The 20,069-nt window shown below is 65.9% G+C and carries 21 protein-coding genes; 20 read left to right on the forward strand and 1 reads right to left on the reverse strand.

The annotated features are described in order from the left end of the window. Positions 1–71 precede the first annotated feature (71 nt). From AC56LV_RS11780 to AC56LV_RS11850, 15 genes are all read left to right on the forward strand, one after another. Entirely contained in the window at positions 72–1,901 is a 1,830-nt protein-coding gene (locus AC56LV_RS11780) for an ATP-binding protein (protein WP_499557818.1), read from the forward strand. Further along, complete coding sequence (locus tag AC56LV_RS11785) at positions 1,898–2,275, forward strand: response regulator (protein ID WP_183555695.1); 378 nt, start codon at positions 1,898–1,900, stop codon at positions 2,273–2,275. Before AC56LV_RS11780 ends, AC56LV_RS11785 begins: the two co-directional genes overlap by 4 nt. Positions 2,276–2,302: 27 nt before the next feature. Then, positions 2,303–3,856: an HD domain-containing phosphohydrolase gene (locus AC56LV_RS11790; RefSeq protein ID WP_499557820.1), complete on the forward strand. Its 1,554-nt coding sequence runs from the start codon at positions 2,303–2,305 to the stop codon at positions 3,854–3,856. Continuing rightward, complete coding sequence (locus AC56LV_RS11795; RefSeq protein ID WP_499557822.1) at positions 3,853–5,889, forward strand: ATPase, T2SS/T4P/T4SS family; 2,037 nt, start codon at positions 3,853–3,855, stop codon at positions 5,887–5,889. Before AC56LV_RS11790 ends, AC56LV_RS11795 begins: the two co-directional genes overlap by 4 nt. Before the next feature lie 5 nt (positions 5,890–5,894). Next, entirely contained in the window at positions 5,895–7,019 is a 1,125-nt protein-coding gene (locus AC56LV_RS11800; protein ID WP_499557824.1) for a type II secretion system F family protein, read from the forward strand. A 141-nt stretch (positions 7,020–7,160) separates the two neighbouring features. After that, a complete protein-coding gene (locus AC56LV_RS11805) occupies positions 7,161–7,718 on the forward strand; it encodes a type II secretion system protein (protein ID WP_499557826.1) in 558 nt (185 codons plus the stop codon). A gap of 16 nt (positions 7,719–7,734) precedes the next feature. After that, positions 7,735–8,289, forward strand: a complete 555-nt coding sequence (locus tag AC56LV_RS11810) for a prepilin-type N-terminal cleavage/methylation domain-containing protein (RefSeq protein ID WP_499557828.1) — start codon at positions 7,735–7,737, stop codon at positions 8,287–8,289. A gap of 14 nt (positions 8,290–8,303) precedes the next feature. Continuing rightward, positions 8,304–8,750 carry a type II secretion system protein gene (locus tag AC56LV_RS11815; RefSeq protein ID WP_499557830.1) on the forward strand — a complete coding sequence of 149 codons (447 nt, stop codon included), beginning with the start codon at positions 8,304–8,306 and terminating at the stop codon, positions 8,748–8,750. Continuing rightward, positions 8,747–9,241 (forward strand): PilW family protein, encoded by a 495-nt coding sequence (locus AC56LV_RS11820; protein ID WP_499557831.1) that lies wholly within the window; start codon positions 8,747–8,749, stop codon positions 9,239–9,241. Before AC56LV_RS11815 ends, AC56LV_RS11820 begins: the two co-directional genes overlap by 4 nt. After that, positions 9,238–10,122 (forward strand): DNRLRE domain-containing protein, encoded by an 885-nt coding sequence (locus AC56LV_RS11825; RefSeq protein WP_499557833.1) that lies wholly within the window; start codon positions 9,238–9,240, stop codon positions 10,120–10,122. The genes AC56LV_RS11820 and AC56LV_RS11825 overlap by 4 nt, the downstream gene beginning before the upstream one ends. A 16-nt stretch (positions 10,123–10,138) precedes the next feature. Next, entirely contained in the window at positions 10,139–11,251 is a 1,113-nt protein-coding gene (gene pilM, locus AC56LV_RS11830) for a pilus assembly protein PilM (RefSeq protein ID WP_499557835.1), read from the forward strand. After that, the gene (locus AC56LV_RS11835) at positions 11,244–11,903 is read left to right on the forward strand and encodes a PilN domain-containing protein (protein ID WP_499557837.1); all 660 of its coding nucleotides are present in this window, start codon (positions 11,244–11,246) and stop codon (positions 11,901–11,903) included. The genes pilM and AC56LV_RS11835 overlap by 8 nt, the downstream gene beginning before the upstream one ends. Further along, complete coding sequence (locus AC56LV_RS11840; protein WP_499557839.1) at positions 11,900–12,433, forward strand: GspMb/PilO family protein; 534 nt, start codon at positions 11,900–11,902, stop codon at positions 12,431–12,433. The genes AC56LV_RS11835 and AC56LV_RS11840 overlap by 4 nt, the downstream gene beginning before the upstream one ends. Next, positions 12,430–12,768: a hypothetical protein gene (locus AC56LV_RS11845; protein ID WP_499557841.1), complete on the forward strand. Its 339-nt coding sequence runs from the start codon at positions 12,430–12,432 to the stop codon at positions 12,766–12,768. Before AC56LV_RS11840 ends, AC56LV_RS11845 begins: the two co-directional genes overlap by 4 nt. Next, a complete protein-coding gene (locus AC56LV_RS11850) occupies positions 12,765–14,108 on the forward strand; it encodes a type II secretion system protein GspD (protein WP_499557843.1) in 1,344 nt (447 codons plus the stop codon). The genes AC56LV_RS11845 and AC56LV_RS11850 overlap by 4 nt, the downstream gene beginning before the upstream one ends. Positions 14,109–14,114: 6 nt before the next feature. Here AC56LV_RS11850 and fliE read toward each other — a convergent pair whose 3' ends face one another. Then, positions 14,115–14,489, reverse strand: coding sequence for a flagellar hook-basal body complex protein FliE (gene fliE, locus AC56LV_RS11855; protein WP_258835315.1), 375 nt, complete (start codon positions 14,487–14,489; stop codon positions 14,115–14,117). A gap of 189 nt (positions 14,490–14,678) precedes the next feature. On the opposite strand from fliE, the gene fliF reads away from it, so the two are divergent. From fliF to fliJ, 5 genes are read left to right on the forward strand one after another with little or no spacing between them, the layout of a single operon-like run. Next, positions 14,679–16,379, forward strand: coding sequence for a flagellar basal-body MS-ring/collar protein FliF (gene fliF / locus AC56LV_RS11860; protein ID WP_499557845.1), 1,701 nt, complete (start codon positions 14,679–14,681; stop codon positions 16,377–16,379). Then, complete coding sequence (gene fliG, locus AC56LV_RS11865; RefSeq protein ID WP_482899802.1) at positions 16,372–17,376, forward strand: flagellar motor switch protein FliG; 1,005 nt, start codon at positions 16,372–16,374, stop codon at positions 17,374–17,376. The genes fliF and fliG overlap by 8 nt, the downstream gene beginning before the upstream one ends. After that, a complete protein-coding gene (gene fliH, locus AC56LV_RS11870; RefSeq protein ID WP_499503425.1) occupies positions 17,376–18,137 on the forward strand; it encodes a flagellar assembly protein FliH in 762 nt (253 codons plus the stop codon). The genes fliG and fliH overlap by 1 nt, the downstream gene beginning before the upstream one ends. Position 18,138: 1 nt before the next feature. Further along, a complete protein-coding gene (gene fliI, locus AC56LV_RS11875) occupies positions 18,139–19,563 on the forward strand; it encodes a flagellar protein export ATPase FliI (protein WP_499503426.1) in 1,425 nt (474 codons plus the stop codon). Positions 19,564–19,603: 40 nt separating this feature from the next. Further along, positions 19,604–20,047: a flagellar export protein FliJ gene (fliJ, locus tag AC56LV_RS11880; RefSeq protein WP_332532379.1), complete on the forward strand. Its 444-nt coding sequence runs from the start codon at positions 19,604–19,606 to the stop codon at positions 20,045–20,047. The last annotated feature ends 22 nt before the right edge of the window (positions 20,048–20,069 follow it).

Genomic DNA, 20,069 nt, shown 5'->3' on the forward strand with positions numbered 1-20,069 from the left:
CTCTTTGCAACCACCGACCTATAGTTTTGATCGTTACAGTTCGTTAGATTCAATTTCCCAAATCCATCCGCATGAAACTCAATCGCATCGGCATCATCCTCATCGCCTGTGCGCTGGCTGCCATTACCCTCGTCGTCGCCTTGCTCGTGGTCCGGCAACAGGCCAGCCAGGCGGCGCAGGTGCGCAACAAGGGTGTCGGACTGGTCAAGGCGCTCAGCACGGTCCCGATGACTCTCCTCGCCGACAGCAGTGGCCGCGGCGGCGTGCTCGCGGCGGTGCTTGCCTCGCATGACGGCAGCGACTTCGCCTATGTGACAATTGGCGATGCAAACGGCCGCACGCTGGCCGAAATCGCGGGCAGCGGCAGCATCGCGCCCGCCACTCCGCTGCCTGCCGATGCGCAGGCGGGCTTCGGTGAGCGCACACTGCCGGCAACCGGTGGCAGCGCGCCGCTGCGTGAATTCTATGGCCCGCTGGCCGACGCCAGCGGCGGCAAGGCGTTCGTTCGCGTGGGTTTCCATCAGCCGGGCTTTACCGTGCTGGCACAGGATGTGTCGTTCCTTGCGCTGCTGGCGCTGATGATGTTTCTGGTCGTGCCGGTCATGTACGTCGTCATCAAGCGCGAGATGGCGCCGCTGGCGGCGCTCAGCCAGCAACTGCGTGGCCAGCTACGCCAGCTTGCCGCGCCCGGCAGGCCGGATCAGGCCGGCGCCGACGACATGCGCGAACTGATCACCAATATGCAGCACTACCTCGACCAGGCCGGCGCCCGCATCGTCCAGCTCGAGGAAGGTTCGCTCAACACCACCGCCGACAACCGCCTGCTGCAATACGGCAGCAAGAAGCTCAATGCCGCGCTGCAGTCGCTGCCGGACGGCCTGTTGATGCTCGATCCGGCCGGCGACGTCACGTTCGCCTCCGGCAAGGTCGAGCCCCTGCTGGGCATCCCGATGGACCAGATCCTGGGTCAGCCGCTCGATGCCTGGTGCTGCGATCCGGCACTGCGCACGCTGTTCGGCCGCTACAGCGGCGACCTGCGCGACAACGCCCGCTCGCACAAGATCGACTTCGCGCCGCAGAATGTCGAAGGCCGGCAGCTGAGCGCCACCGCGCAACCGCTCAGCGGTGGCCACGGCACGATGTCGTTCGGCACGCTGGTCGTGCTGCGCGACGTGACCCGCGAATACCTGGCGCGCCAGGCGGGCAACGATTTCGTCGCCCACGTCTCGCACGAACTCAAATCGCCGCTGAACGTCATCGGCATGTACGCCGAGATGCTGGCCGACAGCGACGACGAAAGCATGCGGGTCGAATCGCTGAACGTGATCCAGGACGAGATCGAGCGCATGAATGCGCTGGTCGGCAACCTGCTCAACGTGAGCAAGCTGGAAACCGGCAGCATGAGCCCCGAACGCAACCGCGTGCGGCTCGACGACATGCTGCGCGACGCGTATGAGCAGGCGCTGCCGCGCGCCGAAGGCAAGCAGCTGCGCGTGCTGCTCGACCTGCCGCGCGAGCTCGAGGCCGTGGCCATCGACAAGGACCTGTTCCGCATTGCGCTGAACAACCTGCTGACCAATGCCATCAAATACAACCGCCCGGGCGGCAGCGTGACGCTGGCGGCCCGCAATGAGGACAATGAAATCGTGATCAGCGTACGCGACACCGGCATCGGCATCGCGCCGGAAGCCCAGGACCGCATCTTCGAGAAGTTCTACCGCGTCAGCGAAGCGGGCGCCGCCACCCAGCGCGGTGGCCACGGCCTGGGCCTGTACCTGGCCGCCCAGATCGTCGAACTGCACCACGGCCGCCTGGTCGTCGAAAGCGAACCGGGCGTGGGCAGCACCTTCTCGGTGCACCTGAAAATCGTTTCCGCGCCCGCCGGCGCCGCCGTGCTATGAGCGCGCGCCACATCCTGCTCGTCGACGACGAGCCCCATGTCCTGCGCGTGCTGCGCCTGTCGCTCGAACGCGAAGGCTATATCGTGGCCACCGCCAGCGATGGCAACGCGGCGCTGGCCGCGATGGCGCAGCAGCTGCCCGACGTCCTGATCAGCGATATCCAGATGGACGGGATGGACGGGCGCACGCTGTGCCCGCTGGCCCGCGCCACGTATCCGGACCACCCGTTCCTGATCCTGGTCATGACGTCGATGACCGCGCTCGACGAGCGTGCCTGGGCGCGTGAACTGGCCAATACCGAATTCCTTGAAAAACCCCTGAGTCCGCGCCAGCTGGTGGCGCGGTTGTCCCGCCATTTTGCGGCCCTGGCGTAACGCCGCGCCAGCCACCAAAGCCTGCCCATGTCCCTTGATCTTCTGCCGACCCTCGACTACACCCGCCACGAGCGCTGGCTGCGCCGCAGCACCGGGAGCGATTATTCACTGGCCGTCTGCGACGCCGCTGGCGCGCCCTGCTGGAGCGCGCCCGGTGACAGCACGCTCGCATCGTGGATCACGGCGCTCAATGCCGGCGGCTTTGCCTGGCCATCCACGGGCGACGGCATGCAGCGCCACGATGCCGGCGACGCCACGCTGCTCTACACGCCGATCATCGCCAAGAGTGGCCTGATCGGCTATCTCGCGGTCCGTGCGGACAAGGCGGCCACGACTGCTACCGACGTGCCGTTCGCGTGGGACGCGCTGGCCGAAGCGCTCGAAGACATCGCCAGCACGATCGCCGACGACTGCCGCACGCAGGGCGAGCTCGATGCGATGGCCGGCGAACTGTCGGACCGCTACGAAGAACTGCACCTGGTGTATGCGATCGACCGTCAGGTGCAGGACATGACCACGGGCGAAGACCTGTTCGGCGAGCTGCTCGAGAGCTGGGCCAGCCACATGGACGCCGACGTCGCCGCCTTCATCAAGCCGGGCGAGAACCTGTGCGTCTCGGCCACCAACCTGTCGGCGCCGATCCATAACCTGGATCTGGTGCTGGTCGAGATGCGCGGCGACCTGTACCGCTTCTCGCATTCGTCGCGCCAGCCGATCGTCATGAACGAGCCCGACGATCCGCGCCGCGCCTACATCTTCACCGACATGCCGTTCAAGATCCTGTGCTGCCCGGTGTTCCAGGACAAGTCGGTCGTGGCGATCCTGGTGCTGCTCAACCATGCGCACAAGGAAGACTTCAGCAACAGCGACCGCAAGCTGGGCGAAGTGCTGGCCAATCACCTGTCGAGCCTGTCGCGCATGCACAGCATGCTGGCCGAAACGAGCAAGTTCAACCAGCAGATGGCGGCCGCGCTGATCGAGGCGGTCGAAGCGAAAGACCCGTACACGCGCGGCCACAGCGAGCGCGTGCACCACATCGCCATGGAGATCGGCCGCGCGCTGCGCCTGCCGCCGCGCGAACTGGACAATCTGTTCTGGGGCTCGCTGCTGCACGACGTCGGCAAGATCGGCATCCCTGACGCGGTGCTGTGCAAGCCGGGGCGCCTGACGCGCGATGAATTCACCTTCATCATGGTCCATCCCGAGCGCAGCTACGAAATCCTGCGCCACATCGACCGCCTCAAGGGCGCGGTGCCGGGCGCGCGCCACCACCAGGAAAAGTACGACGGCACCGGCTATCCGCATGGCCTGGCTGGCAACGACATTCCGTACAACGCGCGCATCATCGCGGTGGCCGACACCTATGACTCGATCACCAGCTCGCGCGCCTACCGCGCCGGGCGCAGCCACGAAGTGGCGATGGCCGAGATCGCGCGCTGCGCCGGCACCCAGCTCGACCCGGGCGTGGTGGCGATGTTTGAAACCGTGTGCCGCGCCGAACCGGGCTGGATCGCCGAGTTCCGCATCGCCCGCGATCCGGCGCCGGCAGTGGCGCCGGCGCAGGCCGCCGTCACCGCATGAGCGAGACCGCTGCCCCCGAGCGGATCACCCGCAGCCGCATCGGCGCCATGACGTATCTGGCGCCGCTGACGGCGCTGGTGGCCGACGAGGCCGTCCAGACGCTGCAGGCGGCGCTGAACGAGTGCGTGGCCCAGCACCAGGTGTCGATCGTGGTCGACCTGGGCAAGGTCACGCTGCTGTCCGGGCGGGCGCTAAGCATGATGGCCGACATGGGCGAGCGCCTCGGTGAGCTGGGCGGCTGGCTCAAGCTGGCGTACCCGAATGCCCTGCTGCAGGACATCCTGGCGGCCACGGGCCTGCTGGAGCAACTGCCGCTGTTCGATGCGCGGCCCACCGCGCCGCGCCGCGTACGCGAGCCGGGCAGCAAGCTGGGCGACATCCTGGTCGAGCGTGGCGCGGCCAGCGCCGAGCAGGTCGCCGAGGCCGCGCGCCTGCAGGACCAGACCGGCAAGCGCATGGGCCTCATCATGGTCGAGCGCAAGTGGATCACCGAAGCGGCGCTGTACCAGGCGCTGGCCGACCAGCTGGGCCTGCCGTATGTGCAGCTGCGCACCGGCCTGTACGACCCGGGCGCACTGGCGCTGCTCGAACGCGATGTCACGCGGCGCCTGAACGTGCTGCCGCTGTTCCAGGTGCAGGGCACGCTGACCGTGGCCAGCGCCGAACCGCAGGCGATCCACAGCATCGACGAACTGCGCGCCCGCACCGGCGTGCGCATCCGGATCGTGGTCGCGCCGCCGGCCGATATCCGGCGCCTGGCCGACGAAGCGTATGGCGGCGCCCTGCCCGATTTCGTGCAGACCGAAGCGAGCGACCTGGAACTGATCGAGTCGACGATTCCCGACGACTACACGCAGATCGACGAAATGGCCGGCGCCAGCCCGGTCATCAATATGGTCAATGCCGTGATCCAGCGCGCGATCCGCGATGGCGCCAGCGACATCCACATCGAGATCTCGCGCAACCGCGCCCGCATACGGCTGCGCATCGACGGCGTGCTGTACGAAGTCATGTCGCCGCGCGTCGACCAGCACCCGGCCATTGTCTCGCGCCTGAAGGTCATGGCCAACCTCGACATCGCCGAGCGCCGCCTGCCGCAGGATGGCCGCATCCAGGTGGCGACCCAGGGCCGCACCGTCGACCTGCGCTTTTCGTCGCTGCCCGGCATCTACGGCGAAAAGGTCGTGCTGCGCGTGCTCGACAAGAACCAGTCGATCCTCGATGTCGACAAGCTCGGCATGAATGCGCATGCGGTCGGCGCGTTCAAGCGCCTGCTGGGCCGCAGCCATGGCCTGATCCTGGTCACCGGCCCGACCGGCAGCGGCAAGACCACCAGCCTGTACGCGGCGATCAGCCACCTGAAAAGCATCGAAAAGAACATCGTCACGATCGAGGACCCGGTCGAATACCAGCTCGACATCATTAACCAGAACCAGGTCAATGACGCCATCGGCCTGAGTTTTCCGAAGATCCTGAAACACGTGCTGCGTCAGGATCCGGACATCATCATGATCGGCGAAGTGCGCGACCGCCAGACCGCCGAGATCGCGGTGCAGGCGGCGCTGACCGGCCACCTGGTCTTGACCACGCTGCACACCAACGACACGCTGGGCGCAGTCTCGCGCCTGGTCGAGATGGGCGTGGAGCCGTACCTGCTGTCGTCGGCCCTGATCGGCGTGATGGCCCAGCGTCTCGTGCGCCGCGTGTGCCAGGGTTGCCGCACCAGCTATCTGGCCACGCCTGAAGCGACCGCTGCCTACCGCTGGCGCGGCCAGGGCGACCTGCGCCTGATGCGCGGGCGCGGTTGCCCGGCCTGCTATGACTCGGGCTACAAGGGCCGCATGGGCATCTACGAGCTGCTCGAAGTCGGGCCCGACCTGCAGCGCATGATCGTGGCCAATGCCAGCAAGGACCAGCTGGCCGCGCACGTGGCCTCGACCGGCCACCACGACCTGTACGCCGACGGCATGGCGCGCGCCTTCGACGGCCACACGACGCCCGAGGAAATCGCGCGCGTCGTGCATTCCCTGTAACCGCCATGCCGATCGAACTCGACGCTCCCGGCGCCGGCCCCGGCCCGGCCTCCAAGACCGCCCCGTCAGCCGCCTCGTGGTGGACGCTGGGTGCACGGCCGCCGGGCATGCGCGAACGGGCGCTGTTTACCGAGCGCCTGGCGCTGCTGCTCGAGACCGGCGTGCCGCTGCACACGGCGCTCCAGTCGCTGCATGACCAGACCGAACCGGGCCAGCTGCGCACGATGATCGGAACCATTGGCGACGACATCCTGGCCGGTGAACGCTTTTCGTCCGCGCTCGGGCGCCATGCGCTGTTCCCGGGCAGCTACGTCAACCTGATCGCGGCCAGCGAGGCCGGCGGCTTCATGGCCGAGGTGCTGGTGCAACTGGTCGAGCTGGACGAAAAAGAGGATCGCCTGCGCGCGATGCTGGTCTCGGCCCTGTCGTATCCGGTGATCCTGCTGACGTTTTCGTTCGGAGTGGTGGTGTTCATCCTGACGTTCGTGTTCCCCAAGTTTGCCGTCATGTTCGCGTCGATCCATGACCAGTTGCCGATCACCACGCGCGTACTGCTGGTGGTGAGCGAGGTACTGACCTGCCATGGCGCGATTGTCGCGGCGCTCACGGCCGGCGCTGTTGGCGCGGGCTGGGTGCTGATGCGCCAGCCCGGGGTGCGCGTCGCAGTCGACCGCGCCAAGCTGCGCCTGCCGGTCTTGCGCGACGTGTTCGCCAAGATCTACCTGACACGCCTGCTGCGCGTGATGGGCATTTCTCTTGAACACGGTGTGACGATCCTGGCCACGCTCGAGGCCTGCCGCGCGGTGGTGACCAATGCCGACTTCCAGCGCTTCATCCTCGATCTCGAACGCGATGTCACGGAGGGCAAGGGCATTGCCGCCGGCTTCGAGCACAGCAATTTCGTGCCGCTGTCGGTACGCCAGATGATCGCCACCGGCGAGGCGACCGGCACGCTGGGCCGCGTCATGACCCGCGTGGCCGACTCGTACGACCGCGAATTGACGCGCCTGCTGGCACGCCTGACCAAGATGGCCGAGCCGGTGATGCTGCTGGTGATGGGCATCCTGGTCGGCACGATTGTCAGTTCGCTCATCTTGCCGATATTTAAATTGTCACGTGCTGTGCACTAGAGCGTTACTCAAAAACCACACTTTGTCACACGATTGAATAGTTAGTGCCGAATGGAAACATGCTCATGTTACCCTTCGGCATTACCTTTTTTAACCATGCAACGTCCTGTAAAGACGCTTGTTCAACTATTTAAATTTTCCATGTCGAGCTCATTCAAGCGCACTGCCGCCGCCGGTTTTACCCTGATCGAATTGCTGATTGTCGTGATTATTCTTGCAATTATTTCTGCGATTGCGATTCCGCAATTCTCCTCGGCGACAAAGGATGCGCAAATGTCGGCGCTTGACGCTAACTTGGCCACGATGCGCAATTCGATTGAACAGTATCGCGCGCAACATTCGGGGTTTACCTACCCAGGGACGAATGCATCCAGTACCGGCGAAAATTGTACCGGCGCAAAAGGCACCGGCGCAGCTGGCACCGAGCAGGCCTTGAAGGATCAGATGCAGTTTGCGTCCAATGCAAAGGGCGAAACCTGCACGGTCGCCGACAATACCTATCGATACGGGCCGTACCTGCGTCAGGGCATACCGCTTGAGCCGATCAATAACGTTGGCACGATCGTTGTCACGACGACCGGCACCATCGCAGCCCCAGCGGCGGCTGGTACAGGCTGGGCGTACGACACTAAAACAGGCCGATTCATCATGAATAGTGCCGATAAGGATGCTGCCGGCAAAGCGTATTCGGATCATTAATCAGACGGCTATCAGCATGAACGCGCGCCGCTGCGCGGCTTACACGCTGACCGAACTGATAATCGTGGTCGCCATCCTCGCCATCGCCGCCGTCGTCGCCATACCGACGGCGCAACCGGTGGCGGAGTTTCGCGCCGATGCCGCCGCCGGCGAAGTGGTGAATGCGCTGCGCTTTGCCCGCGAAAACGCGCAGCACAGCGGCGAGCAACGGCTGTTTGACTGCGATGCGCCGGCCAACGCGATCGCCGTGTACGCCCTGGTTACTGCCAGGACCACCACCACGGCGTCGAACATGCCCGTCGAACACCCATTCAACCGCGCACCATACCAGCTGACCCTGAACGCTGCCCCTGCCGGAAACACCATGGCCCTCGTGCGCTGCACCTTTACCTTCGAAGACAACTCGACCGCTGCTGCCGTCGCATTCGATGCAGCCGGCAAGCTGCTGCGTGGTGTAGGCAGCGGTCCGGCGCGCGATCGTGCGCTGCGTGCGGGCCAGGTCGTGCTGGGCGCCGGCAATGTCGAGCGCACGATCGCCATCGATGCCACCGGTCGCATCACGGTTTCCTGACCCTCCCGCCGACCATGCATGTTCTCCCATCGCGCACCAGGGCCGCCGGCATGACGCTGCTCGAGGCCGTATTCGCCCTGCTGCTGCTGTCGGTCTGCCTGATCCCGGCCGCCAATGCGCTGCGCGGCGCCATCAACGTGCCCGCCGACAGCGCCCTCGCGGCGCGCGATCTCGACTGCGTCAGCACGCTGATGGACACCGTGCTGGCCGAACACTACGCCGACCTGCTCAGCGCCGCCGGTGCGCCCGACGCGCCGTCGGCCTATTCGACCCCTGGTGGCAACCGCGCACCGGCGATGCCGGCCCATTGCCCGGCGCTGACCGTCACCATCACCCGCTACGGCGTCGACAGCACCCGCAGGATCGGCCTGGGCGGCACTGGCGAGCATCTGCTGCGCGTGACCACGGCGCTGGCCGCCCCCGCCGGCCGCTGGCCCATGACCACGCTGGTGGCGCGATGACAATGCCCCGCCCGGCGCACGGGTACACGCTGCTCGAACTGATGATCGGCCTAACCATCGCGGCGCTCGTGATGCTGCCGCTGAGCGAGATGCTGCGCGCCGGCGCCGACAGCGCGCGCTTCGTGCGCGCCGGTCTGGACCAGAACGCAGATGCCCGCTTCGTCCTCGGCCGCATCGTCGCGCAAGCCGCGAAAGCACGGCAACAAGATGCCAAGAATCTCGGCAACCCTGCAGCCTACTGGCTCATGCCGCTCCAGTACACACTCACCAATGGCGCTCTGGTCGAAACCGATACAGACGCCAAGCCGGTGCGCAATTCGGTGCTCGCCACCGGCGTGCGGGCGTTCGATCTGAACGTATCGGATGTGGGCGCCGGGCGCCTCGTCCTGCGCATCGACCTCGTACTCGACCGTCCGGATTGCGACACCAGCCGCGGTCAGGACTGCAGCGTCGCGTATGCGCGCACTGTCCGACTCGGGGCAGCGCCATGATGCCGCGGCGCCAGGAGGGCGCGTTGCTGCTGATGGTCGCGCTGCTGCTCGCCACGCTAGCGGCGCTGGCATTCGGCATCAACCGTGCGGGCAGTGTCGAACTGCGCTCGATCAATGATGATTACGAGGGCCGCGCCGCTGCCTATCTGGCCGAAGCGGGTGTTGCTGCTGCCAGGTGGTCGGGGCAGGTTGGCGCTTGCGTCACCCGGCCGGTCGGCCCCATTGCCCTGGGCGCCGGCACGGTAACCGTGGACATCAAGAAAGAAGACATCATCGACGTCATCGCCACGGCAACCGTGAACGGGGCCACGCGCACGGTAACGCGCACCAAAATGCCCCTGTACGATTTGAAGCAGACCGAGCGCGTCGACATCTCGAGCGAGACGATCGACACCACGATCGTCACCCCCAGCGCGGGGCCGCTGGAGAAGGATCAGACGCTGCGCCTGGTTTCCGGCAAGTCGCACATCCTGATGAGCTGGAATCTGAGCGACATCGACGACGACGAGATGCTGGTGGTGTCGGCCACGCTGAATCTGGTGCCGACCACCATCAGCGGCGTCGTGCGCCAGGTTGCCGTGCACCGCGTCACGACGGCCTGGGACAAGGGCGCCACCTGGATCAAGGCGCGCCCGGCGTCGAACTGGAACGGCGGCGACTACACGAGCGCCGTACTGGCCTCGGCGGACGTCGGCAGCGTCGCGGTCAACTGGGACCTGACCGGCCTGTTCGATAGCTGGGTCAGCGGGCGCTTGCTCGCCTATGGCGTCCTGCTACGCTTGCCCGAAGACGGCAAAAATGTCAGTTTCTACAGCCGCGAAGCGCCCTTCGCCTTCCAGCGTCCGCTGCTGCAGATCGTGCGCGCCAAGGAGTGCGGATGATCGACGTGAGCCCATCATGACACTGCGCCAACTCGTGACGACCATCCAGCACCGGCTGCAGCCATCGGCAGCGCGGCCCATTGGCGCCGACTTCGCCGCCAACCGGCTCAATCTGGTGCAGGCCGACTGGCGCGATGGCGGCTGGCGTTTGCGTGCCGCCAGTTCGCTGCCCTATCCGATGCCGCGTGACTTGCTGCTGGCGTCCCCGAAGGCGCTGGTGCAATTCGTCGATGCTGCGCTGGCGCAGGCGCCGTTCCAGGGCCGCCGCGTGATTTCCGCGCTGCCCCCGGCCGACGTGCGCATCCTGCCGCTCACGGTGCATGTCGCCAGTGGCCAGACCGAGGCGCAGGCGGTGGGCCGCGCGGTGAGCGAGCAACTGGGCGAGCGCGCCGGGCAGCACGTCATCGATTACTACCAGGTGCGCGGCGCCGACATGGACGGCGGCGAGCGGCAGGTGCTGGTTGCTGCCGCGCTCAAGCACCGGGTGCTCGATTATCTGGCGATGCTGGAGCACGCACGCCTGGAGCCGGTTGCCCTCGACATCGGCCCGGCTGCCATCGGGCGCCTGCTCGCCACGCTGCATGGCAGCGACGTCGGCCAGTCGGTCGCGCTGCTCAATTTCGGCGCGGCCAAAAGCTACCTGACCGTGATCTGGGGCCGGCGCCTGATGCTCGATCGCGAGATCGCGTTTGGCGAAGACATGCTGGCAGGCGCTGTCGCGGGCGCACTCGACCTGCAACCCGACACGGCCGCCAGCCTGCTGCGCCAGCACGGCATCGGCGCGCGCCCCGGCATGGCGGTCGATAGCCCGCACATCGAGCTGCGACGCGCGATCCGCGCCATCCTGCACCCGGCCTGCCAGGCACTGGCCGATGAACTCGCCCACACACAGGTGTACGTCGCCTCGCGCACGCGCGGCAGCTCGATCAGCCGCCTGTACCTCAATGGCAGCCTGGCGCGCTACCCCGATATCCAGTCCCGGATCGCCGAGCTGATCGACGTGCCGGTGCACCTGCTCGATCCGTTCGGCGCCTTCCCCGAATCGGCCAGGGACACGGCTGGCGAACAGGCGACGACATCGCTCGCACTGGCCACCGGCCTGGCGCTGCGCGGAGGTGCCGATGGCTGATATCGACATGATCCCGCGCAGCTACCGAGATGGCGTGCGCGTGCGCCGCACGCTGCGCCGTGCCGGCATGGCGCTGACGGCAATCGTCCTGGCCGCGGCAGCCGGCAGCGGGGCGCTGCGCTGGCAGAGCGCCGCACTGGAGCGCCGCACGGCCACGCTGCAGCAAGCGGCCAGCGCAGCGCAGACCAGCCAGGCGCAGGCGGCCACCGCGCACGCGGCGCGCGAGCGCCTGCTGGCGCAACAGGGGCTGCTGCACGCGCTGCGGCGCGAAGGTGAACTGGCCGCACTGGCCGCCGCCATCGACAGCGCCCTGCCCGCGAATGCCTGGCTGACCGCCATCAATCTGCAGCGTGATCTGCAACTGGCCACGGCGCCCCCGGCCACCGCTACGACGCCAGCGCCGGCCCCGGACAGCCGGGCAACGACATTCGCCACCGGCAACACCGATGGCGGCACGCTGGTCATGGTCAGCAGCGTCGAGCTGGCCGGTCAGGCGGCCGATTACAACGGCATCACGGATTTTCTGTCGAACCTGGGACGCATGCCCGGCATGCATGGCGTCGAACTGCTCTCGAGCAGCGCCAATGCGACGACGGCGGCGATCGATTTCCGCGCCGTGGTCATGCTGGTCCCGCCAGCGGAGGCGCCATGAGCCCAAAACTGCGCGACCTGCTGGCCGCCCTGCCCGCGCGCCAGCTCAATCTCGTCGTCGGCGGCGCGATCGTCATCGCGCTGCTGCTGGCATGGACGCTTGCCCTGCGCGCGCCGCTGGCCACCTACCGACAGCACAAGGCAGCGCTGGCCGCACTGGAAGCAGCGGGCACGGCCACGCCAAGCGCTGCACCGCCGTCGGCCTCCGGCACCGCCATCACACCAGCGCCAACGCCGCCAGAGCCGCTGGCCCTCATCGCCGCAGTCAGCCACATTGCGGCAGCATCCGACGTGGCCGTGTTGTCGGCAGCGCAAGGCGCGCAGCGCACCGTGGGCGGCGTGCGCCTGCTCACGGTCGAGATCGTCGCCAGCGCCCGCTACACCGCCCTGCTGGACTGGATTGCCGCCATCGAACGGCAGCAGCCAACCGTGGGCATCCACCGACTGACCGTGGAAGCCGCCGACGATACCGACGACCGCGCCATCACCCTGCAGCTTGTCATCCACGACACTGGAACACCACCACCATGAAACACACCTTGATGCCGATGCTGGCGCTGGTCCTTGCCGGCCTGGCAGCCAATGTGCTGGCCACGCCGCCCCGCATCGTGCGCGATCCGTTCGTGAGCCGGCTCCCGGCCAGCGCGCCACTGGCCGCTGCGGCGCCCGCACCGGCCACGCCGCCACGCCTGCGCGCGGTGGTGCTCAACGGCGCGCAGTCGCTGGCCAATCTCGACGGCAATGTCGTGGCCACCGGCGAGCGTGTCGCCGGCTATACCGTGCTGCGCATCGATGCGCGCGGCGTGCTGCTGGCGCACGCCGGCAACCAGCACCTGCTGACCATGCAGGACAAGGACACCCAATGACGCCGCGCTTCCTGCTCGTCGCCCTATGCGCAGCCTGGGCGTCGCTCGCACTGCCCGCGGCTGCGAACACTGCCGCGCCAGCCGTGGTGACGAAGAGCACGGCCAACGCACCAGTACCGTTGGCCCCGGTGACGATGTCGTACACGTTCCGCGACACGCCCATCGAAGAATTGTTCAACATGATTGCGCGCAGTGCGCGCATCAATATCGTGCTCGGCAAGGGGGTCGGCGGCAACGTCTCGATCAACCTGTACGACATGACGGTGCGCGAGGCGATCGAGGCGATCGCCGAAGCCGGCGGCTTTGCGGTGACGGAACGCGCGGGCGGCTTTTTGATTTCGGACCCGAAGACCGCGCTGCCCGAGCGCGGCGCCATCCTGCAGGTGAAAGCGATGAAGGTGCGCTACGCCGACGTGACCAAGGTGGGCGCCATCCTGGCGCGCCAGATCGGCGTACCAGGCACGGTCACCGTGCTCGACCAGACCAAGACGCTCGTGGTCGAAGCGACAGCGGCGGGCCTGGAGCGCGCCGCACTGGTGCTGCGCGAAATCGACCGCGCGCCGCAGCAGATCCTGATCGAAGCGAAGATCCTGGAAATCACGCTCGACCAGAACGAAAACTTCGGCGTCGACTGGTCACGCGTGTTCAGCGGCGATGGGCCCGACACGGTGGGCGCGACGGGCTTTGCCACGCGCGCCGGCCCACGCTTCTTCCTGAACCTGGTCAATGGCAATATCGAAGCCTACCTGAGCGCGCTGAGCAACAAGGGCCGCGTGCACACGCTGGCGACGCCGCGCCTGCTCGCCCTCGAGGACCAGGAAGCGAGCACGAATGTCGGCGACCAGCTGGGCTATCGCCTGACGACGACAATCAACAACGTCACGTCCGAATCGATCGAGTTCCTCGACACCGGCGTGATCCTGCGCGTGACGCCGTCGGTCGACGCCGATGGACGCATCATGATGAAGATCCGGCCCGAAGTGAGCTCCGGCTCGGTATCGGCCGGCATTCCGTCGAAGAAGACGACTGAAGTGAACACGCAGCTGGTGGCCAGCGACGGGCAACCGGTGCTGATCGGCGGCCTGATCAAGCGCAGCCGCACCTACCGGCGCCTGGGCATTCCGTTGCTGTCGGATATTCCGGTGATTGGTGGCGCTTTTGGCAGCACCGACGATGGCGGTGCGGCCACTGAAACAATTGTCGTCATCACGCCGCGCATCGTGCCGTCCAGTGGCCCGGCCATTGACGGCGTTACCGAACGCACGCTCCAGCAGGCCGAGCAGACGATGCGCACGCGCGGCGATATGCTCGACCGCAAGCTCGATACGCTCGATCGCTAGGTTCAATTACACCTGCATGTTCATGATGTCCTGATAGGCCGAAATCATTTTGTTGCGTACCTGCACAGTCGCCTGGAACGCAATGCTCGATTTTTGCATCGCCACCATCGTGTCCGACAGGCTGACTGTATCGTCACCCATCGTAAAGCGCTTGCTCAGGGCTTGCGCCTCGGCCGAACGGTCGCTCACGCCCTGCAGCGTGCTGTGCAGTGCTTCTGCAAAATCGAGCTTGACCGCGGATTTGCCCCCGATCGCGCTCGCGCCGCCCAGGCCATTGGCCACCTCGGGCGCCGCCGACGCCTTGGTCGCTGCCGCCTTGAGCTGTTCCATCATGGCCTGGATCCGGCTTGTATCAATCCCGCCGATGCCGCCAATACTCATCTTGCCCTCCGCTTGTGTTCGCCTTGCAGAAAACTCTACAAATGCACTCAGGGAAGCAGAATAGCAGCGCAAAAGCGAATTTGACCTGCGAATCAGGCCCGTAAACGCCCGCTATTTCGGGGTTTGAATGTTGCCCGGTGGCTCCATAATGCGTGCTGTCCCCACCCATTTTGACCAGGCCCCTCCACCATGGCAGCAACTGCTGAAAACCTTATCGACACGCCACCAGGCACGCCGGCCCCCGCTACCCCGTCGTTTTTCCAGACGACCATGGGCAAGCGCGTTGCCGTGGGTGGTGGTGTCGCGCTCATTCTGGCGTTGATGATTGCGGTCTGGATGTGGAGCCAGGCGCCGGAGTACCGGATTCTGTTCGCCAATTACAGCGACCGCGATGGCGGCGCCATTACCGCGTCGCTCGACCAGATGGGTGTGCAGTACAAGTTTTCGGAAGGCGGCAACGCGATCCTCGTGCCGGCCGAACATATCCACGATCTGCGCCTGAAGCTCGCGGCGCAGGGCCTGCCGAAAGGCGGCAACGTCGGCTTCGAGCTGATGGAAAACCAGAAGCTGGGCGTCTCGCAGTTTCTGGAACAGGTCAATTACCAGCGCTCGCTCGAAGGCGAGCTGGCGCGTTCGATCCAGTCGCTGGGGTCGGTGGCCGCGGCGCGCGTCCACCTGGCGTTGCCGAAACCATCCGTCTTCGTGCGCGACCAGCAAAAGCCGACCGCGTCCGTGCTGCTGAACCTGCAACCGGGCCGCGCGCTCGATCCGGGCCAGGTCAGCGCCATCGTCCACCTGGTCGCGTCGAGCGTGCCGGAACTGACCACAGGTAACGTGACCGTCGTCGACCAGAACGGCGCGCTGCTGTCCGATACCAGCAACAAGGGCGCGGGCGGCAAGTCGCTCGATCCGACCCAGCTCAAGTACGTTGACCAGGTCCAGCAGAACATCATCAAACAGGTCGAGTCGATCATCAAGCCGCTCGTCGGCGAAGGCAATGTGCGCGCCGAAGCGACCGCCGAGGTGGACTTCGCCCAGGTCGATACGGCTGCCGAGATGTACAAGCCGAATTCGCCACCGGAGCCGCAGGCGATCCGCAGCACGCAAAGTTCGGAAGTGGTCGGCGCAGGTGGCGCGGCATCCGGCGTGCCGGGCGCGCTGTCGAACCAGCCGCCGGGCGTGAACACGGCGCCGATCGACGGCGCACCGCCAGCCGAAGGCGCGCAGCCAAGCGCCCCGACCAGCAAGAACTCGACCACGAATTACGAAGTCGACAAGACCATCCGCTACGAGCAGCGTCCGATGGGCGGCATCAAGCGCCTGACGGTCGGCGTGGTCGTGAATCACCGCCGCATCGTCGATCCGGCCACCGGCAAGGTCACCGTGCGTCCGCTGGCCGCGGCCGAAGTGGCCCAGATCAATGAGCTGGTCAAGCAGGCGATGGGCTACAACCAGGCGCGCGGCGACACGCTGAACGTGACCAACGCGCCATTCGACGGCGTGGACAAACCGGCCGAGGCAGTGGTAGAACCGACCTGGTGGAGCGATCCGGCGAACTTCCCGCTGTTCAAGGACCTGGCCCGCTATGCCTTCGTGGCTGCCGTGATCGCTTTCCTGTACTTCCGCTTCCTGCGTCCGCTGCTGCGCCCGGCCATCAAGAAGTTCGACGAAGCCACGGCCGTGCCGGAAGAGCCGAAGGAAGAAGAAAAGGACGAGAACGCCGAAGAAGAAGTCGCCGACACGCCAGCCGAAGAAGCGATCAAGGAAGAAGAAAAGATACGCCAGGACATGGGTTACCGCGCCAACCTGAAAATGGCGCAAGAGCTGGCAAGCAAGGATCCGCGCATCGTCGCCAACGTGATCAAGGGATGGTTGGGTTCAAATGAGTGATAAAGACAAAGACAATACCAACAAGGCCGCCATCCTGATGCTGGCCCTGGGCGAGGCCGAAGCGGCCGAGGTGATGAAGTTCCTGGGCCCGCGCGAAGTGCTCAAGCTGGGCGCCGCGATGGCGCAGATGAAGGCGGTGCAGCACGATCAGGTGGTCACGGTGCTCGAAGACTTTGTCACCGAGACCAATCTGCACTCGACCGTGGGCCTGGATTCGGACGAGTACATCCGCCAGGTGCTGACCAAGGCGCTGGGCGACGACAAGGCGGCCGTGCTGCTCAACCGGATTCTCGGCGGCAAGGACGCGTCGGGCATCGAGAGCCTGAAGTGGATGGACTCGGTGTCGGTCGCCGAACTCATCCGCAACGAGCACCCGCAGATCATCGCCACGATCCTGGTCCACCTCGAGCGCGACCAGGCCTGTGAAATTCTGGCAAACTTTACTGAGCGGTTGCGCAACGACGTGGTGCTGCGTATCGCGACGCTCGACGGCGTGCAGCCGGCGGCGCTGCGCGAACTGAACGACGTGCTGACCAAGCTGTTGTCGGGCAATGAGCACATCAAGAAGTCGTCGCTGGGCGGTGTGCGTACTGCGGCCGAGATCTTGAACTTCATGAGCGGCGAGCAGGAATCGGCCGTGATGGACAACATCAAGAACTACGACAACGACATGGCGCAGAAGATCATGGACGAGATGTTCGTGTTCGACAATATTATCGATATCGACGATCGTGGTATCCAGTTGCTGCTGCGTGAAGTACAGTCCGACATGCTGATCATCGCGCTCAAGGGCGCCTCGCAGGATCTGCGCGAGAAGGTGTTCAAGAATATGTCGCAGCGCGCCAGCGAAATGATGCGCGAAGACCTGGAATCGAAAGGTCCCGTGCGCTTGTCTGAAGTGGAATCCCAGCAGAAGCAGATTCTGCAGATCGTGCGGCGACTGTCCGATGAAGGCCAGATCGTGCTGGGTGGTAAAGGAGAGGATTCGTTCGTCTGATGGCAATTTCAAAAGAACAGCAGAGCGCCTACCAGCGCTGGGAGATGGCCTCGTTTGGCGACGAGCGCCCCAGCACGCTTGCCCGGCGCGCTGCTGAGCAGCCATCCCCGCCCGCAGTGCCGGCGGGCGTGTCGCTGAACAGCATCGGTGCCGGCCTGCCGCCGAACGTCATGCTGCCCAGCGTCGAAGAACTCGAAGCGATGCGCGAGGCAGCGCGCCAGGAAGGCTTCGCGCAGGGCCTGGACGAAGGCCGCACGCAGGGCCATGCCGAAGGCCACGCTGCAGGCCATGCCGAAGGCTTCGCCGCCGGCAGCGCTGAAGGCGAGCAAGCGGCCAAAGAAGAACTGGAGCAATTGCGCACGGTCGCTGCCAGCTTTGGCGACGCCGTGTCGCAGGCCGACGAGACGATCGCCAAAGACGTGCTCGACCTGGCGCTGCGCCTGGCGCGCGGCATGGTGCGCACCGGTCTGGACGTGCGGCCCGAGCTCATCATGTCGGTGGTGCGCGACGCCATCAACCAGTTGCCGATCCTGCAGCAGCCCGCCCTTCTCATGCTCAATCCGCAGGACGCCGAACTGATACGCCATGGCATGGCCGAAGAACTGGCCACCGGCGGCTGGCGCATCATCGAAAATGCCGCAATCGCGCGTGGTGGCTGCCGCGTTGAAACGGCCAGCAACCAGATCGATGCCCAGGTCGAGGCGCGCTGGCAACGCCTGACGCACGCACTGGCCGCCAATGTCGACTGGCTGAGCCCGTAACATGGACGACCACACCACCCTGCACCCGCCCCAGGCGTCCTCGCACGACCGCCATACGGCGCGCTGGAAAGCGTATATCCGCGATTGCGACACGCTCGTCAGCTTTGCCGAGCCGCTGCAGATTTCGGGCCGCGTCACGCGCGTGGCGGGCCTGGTCATGGAATGCGTTGGCCTGCGCCTGGCTGTGGGCGCGGCCTGCACGATCCCCACCGCCAGCGGCCAGATCGAGGCCGAAGTGGTCGGGTTCGAGGGCGAGCGCCTGTTTTTGATGCCGCAAAGCGACACCGAAGGCGTCGTACCCGGCTCGCGCGTGTTCCCCGTCGAGAGCGTGCTGCCGCCGCCGGGCAGCGTGCCGCACGGGCGGCGCCGGCCGCAAGACCGCGCGCGCCACCTGCCGGTAGGCATCCAGCTGCTGGGCCGCGTCGTCGATGGCGCCGGCCGGCCACTCGATGGCCTGGGGCCGCTCGGCACGTCCGACATGGCGCCGCTCAACGCCCGCCCCGTCAATCCGCTCGACCGCGCGCCGATCAAGGACACGCTCGACGTCGGCGTGCGCGCCATCAATTCGATGCTGACGGTCGGCCGGGGCCAGCGCCTGGGCCTGTTTGCCGGTACCGGTGTCGGTAAATCGGTCTTGCTCGGCATGATCGCGCGCTACACCGAAGCCGAGATCATCGTCGTCGGCCTGATCGGTGAACGGGGCCGCGAGGTGAAGGAATTCATCGATCAGATCCTGGGCCCGGAAGGCCGCGCGCGCTCGGCCGTGGTCGCCGCACCGGCCGACTCGCCGCCGCTGCTGCGCCTGCAGGGCGCAGCGTACGCCACCGCCATTGCCGAGTACTTCCGCGACCAGGGCAAGAACGTCATGCTGATCATGGATTCGCTGACCCGCTATGCGATGGCGCAGCGCGAGATCGCGCTGGCCATCGGCGAGCCGCCGGCAACCAAGGGCTATCCGCCATCCGTGTTCGCCAAGCTGCCGGTACTGGTCGAACGGGCCGGTAACGGCCTGGAAGGCGGCGGCTCGATCACGGCCTTTTACACCGTGCTGTCCGAGGGCGACGACCAGCAGGATCCGATCGCCGATGCGGCGCGCGGTATTCTCGACGGCCACATCGTGCTCAACCGCCACCTGGCCGAAGCGGGTCACTATCCGGCGATCGACATCGAACAATCGATCTCGCGCGCCATGCACTCGATTACCACGCACGAGCACCAGCTGGCGGCGCGCAAGCTCAAGCAGCTGTACTCGCGCTACCAGCGCTCGCGCGACCTGATCAGCGTGGGCGCGTACGCGGCCGGCAGCGATCCGGTGCTCGACATGGCGATTGCCAAGAATACCGAGATTGAGGAATTCCTGTGCCAGGAAATCCACGACAACGCCTCGCTTCCCGAGAGCTTGGGGCGATTGACCACGTTATTCTAGTGATTGCGGGCAACGTCATGCCGGTAGAATGTAATTCACCATGGCACAAGCTTCCGCTCTCGAAACACTGATCGACCTGGCGCAACGCGATTCCGACGCGGCCGCCAAGCGGCTCGGTGCGGCCCTGAAACTGGTTGAGGATGCCGAGCAGAAGCTGGCCATGCTGGTCGGTTACCGCGACGAATACGCGCGCAAGCTCGACACCGCCCAGATGGACGGCATCACCCCTTTCGCGTACCACAACTTCGTTGCCTTCATCGGCAAGCTGGACCACGCATTGAATGGCCAGCGCGAAGTGCTCAAACACGCGCAGAACAAGGCGACGTTCGAGCGCACGACCTGGCAGGAAAGCGAACGCAAGCGCCTGTCGTATCGCACGCTGAACGAACGCGCAGCAAGCGAAGCACTCAAGGTCGAGAACAAGCGCGACCAGAAGCAGATGGATGACCATGCAGCCCGTGGCGCCCGTTACAAACAACGCTGAACCAACGTCGATAGTCGAGTCC

This window comes from Telluria sp. RB2R28 (genome assembly GCF_059685835.1).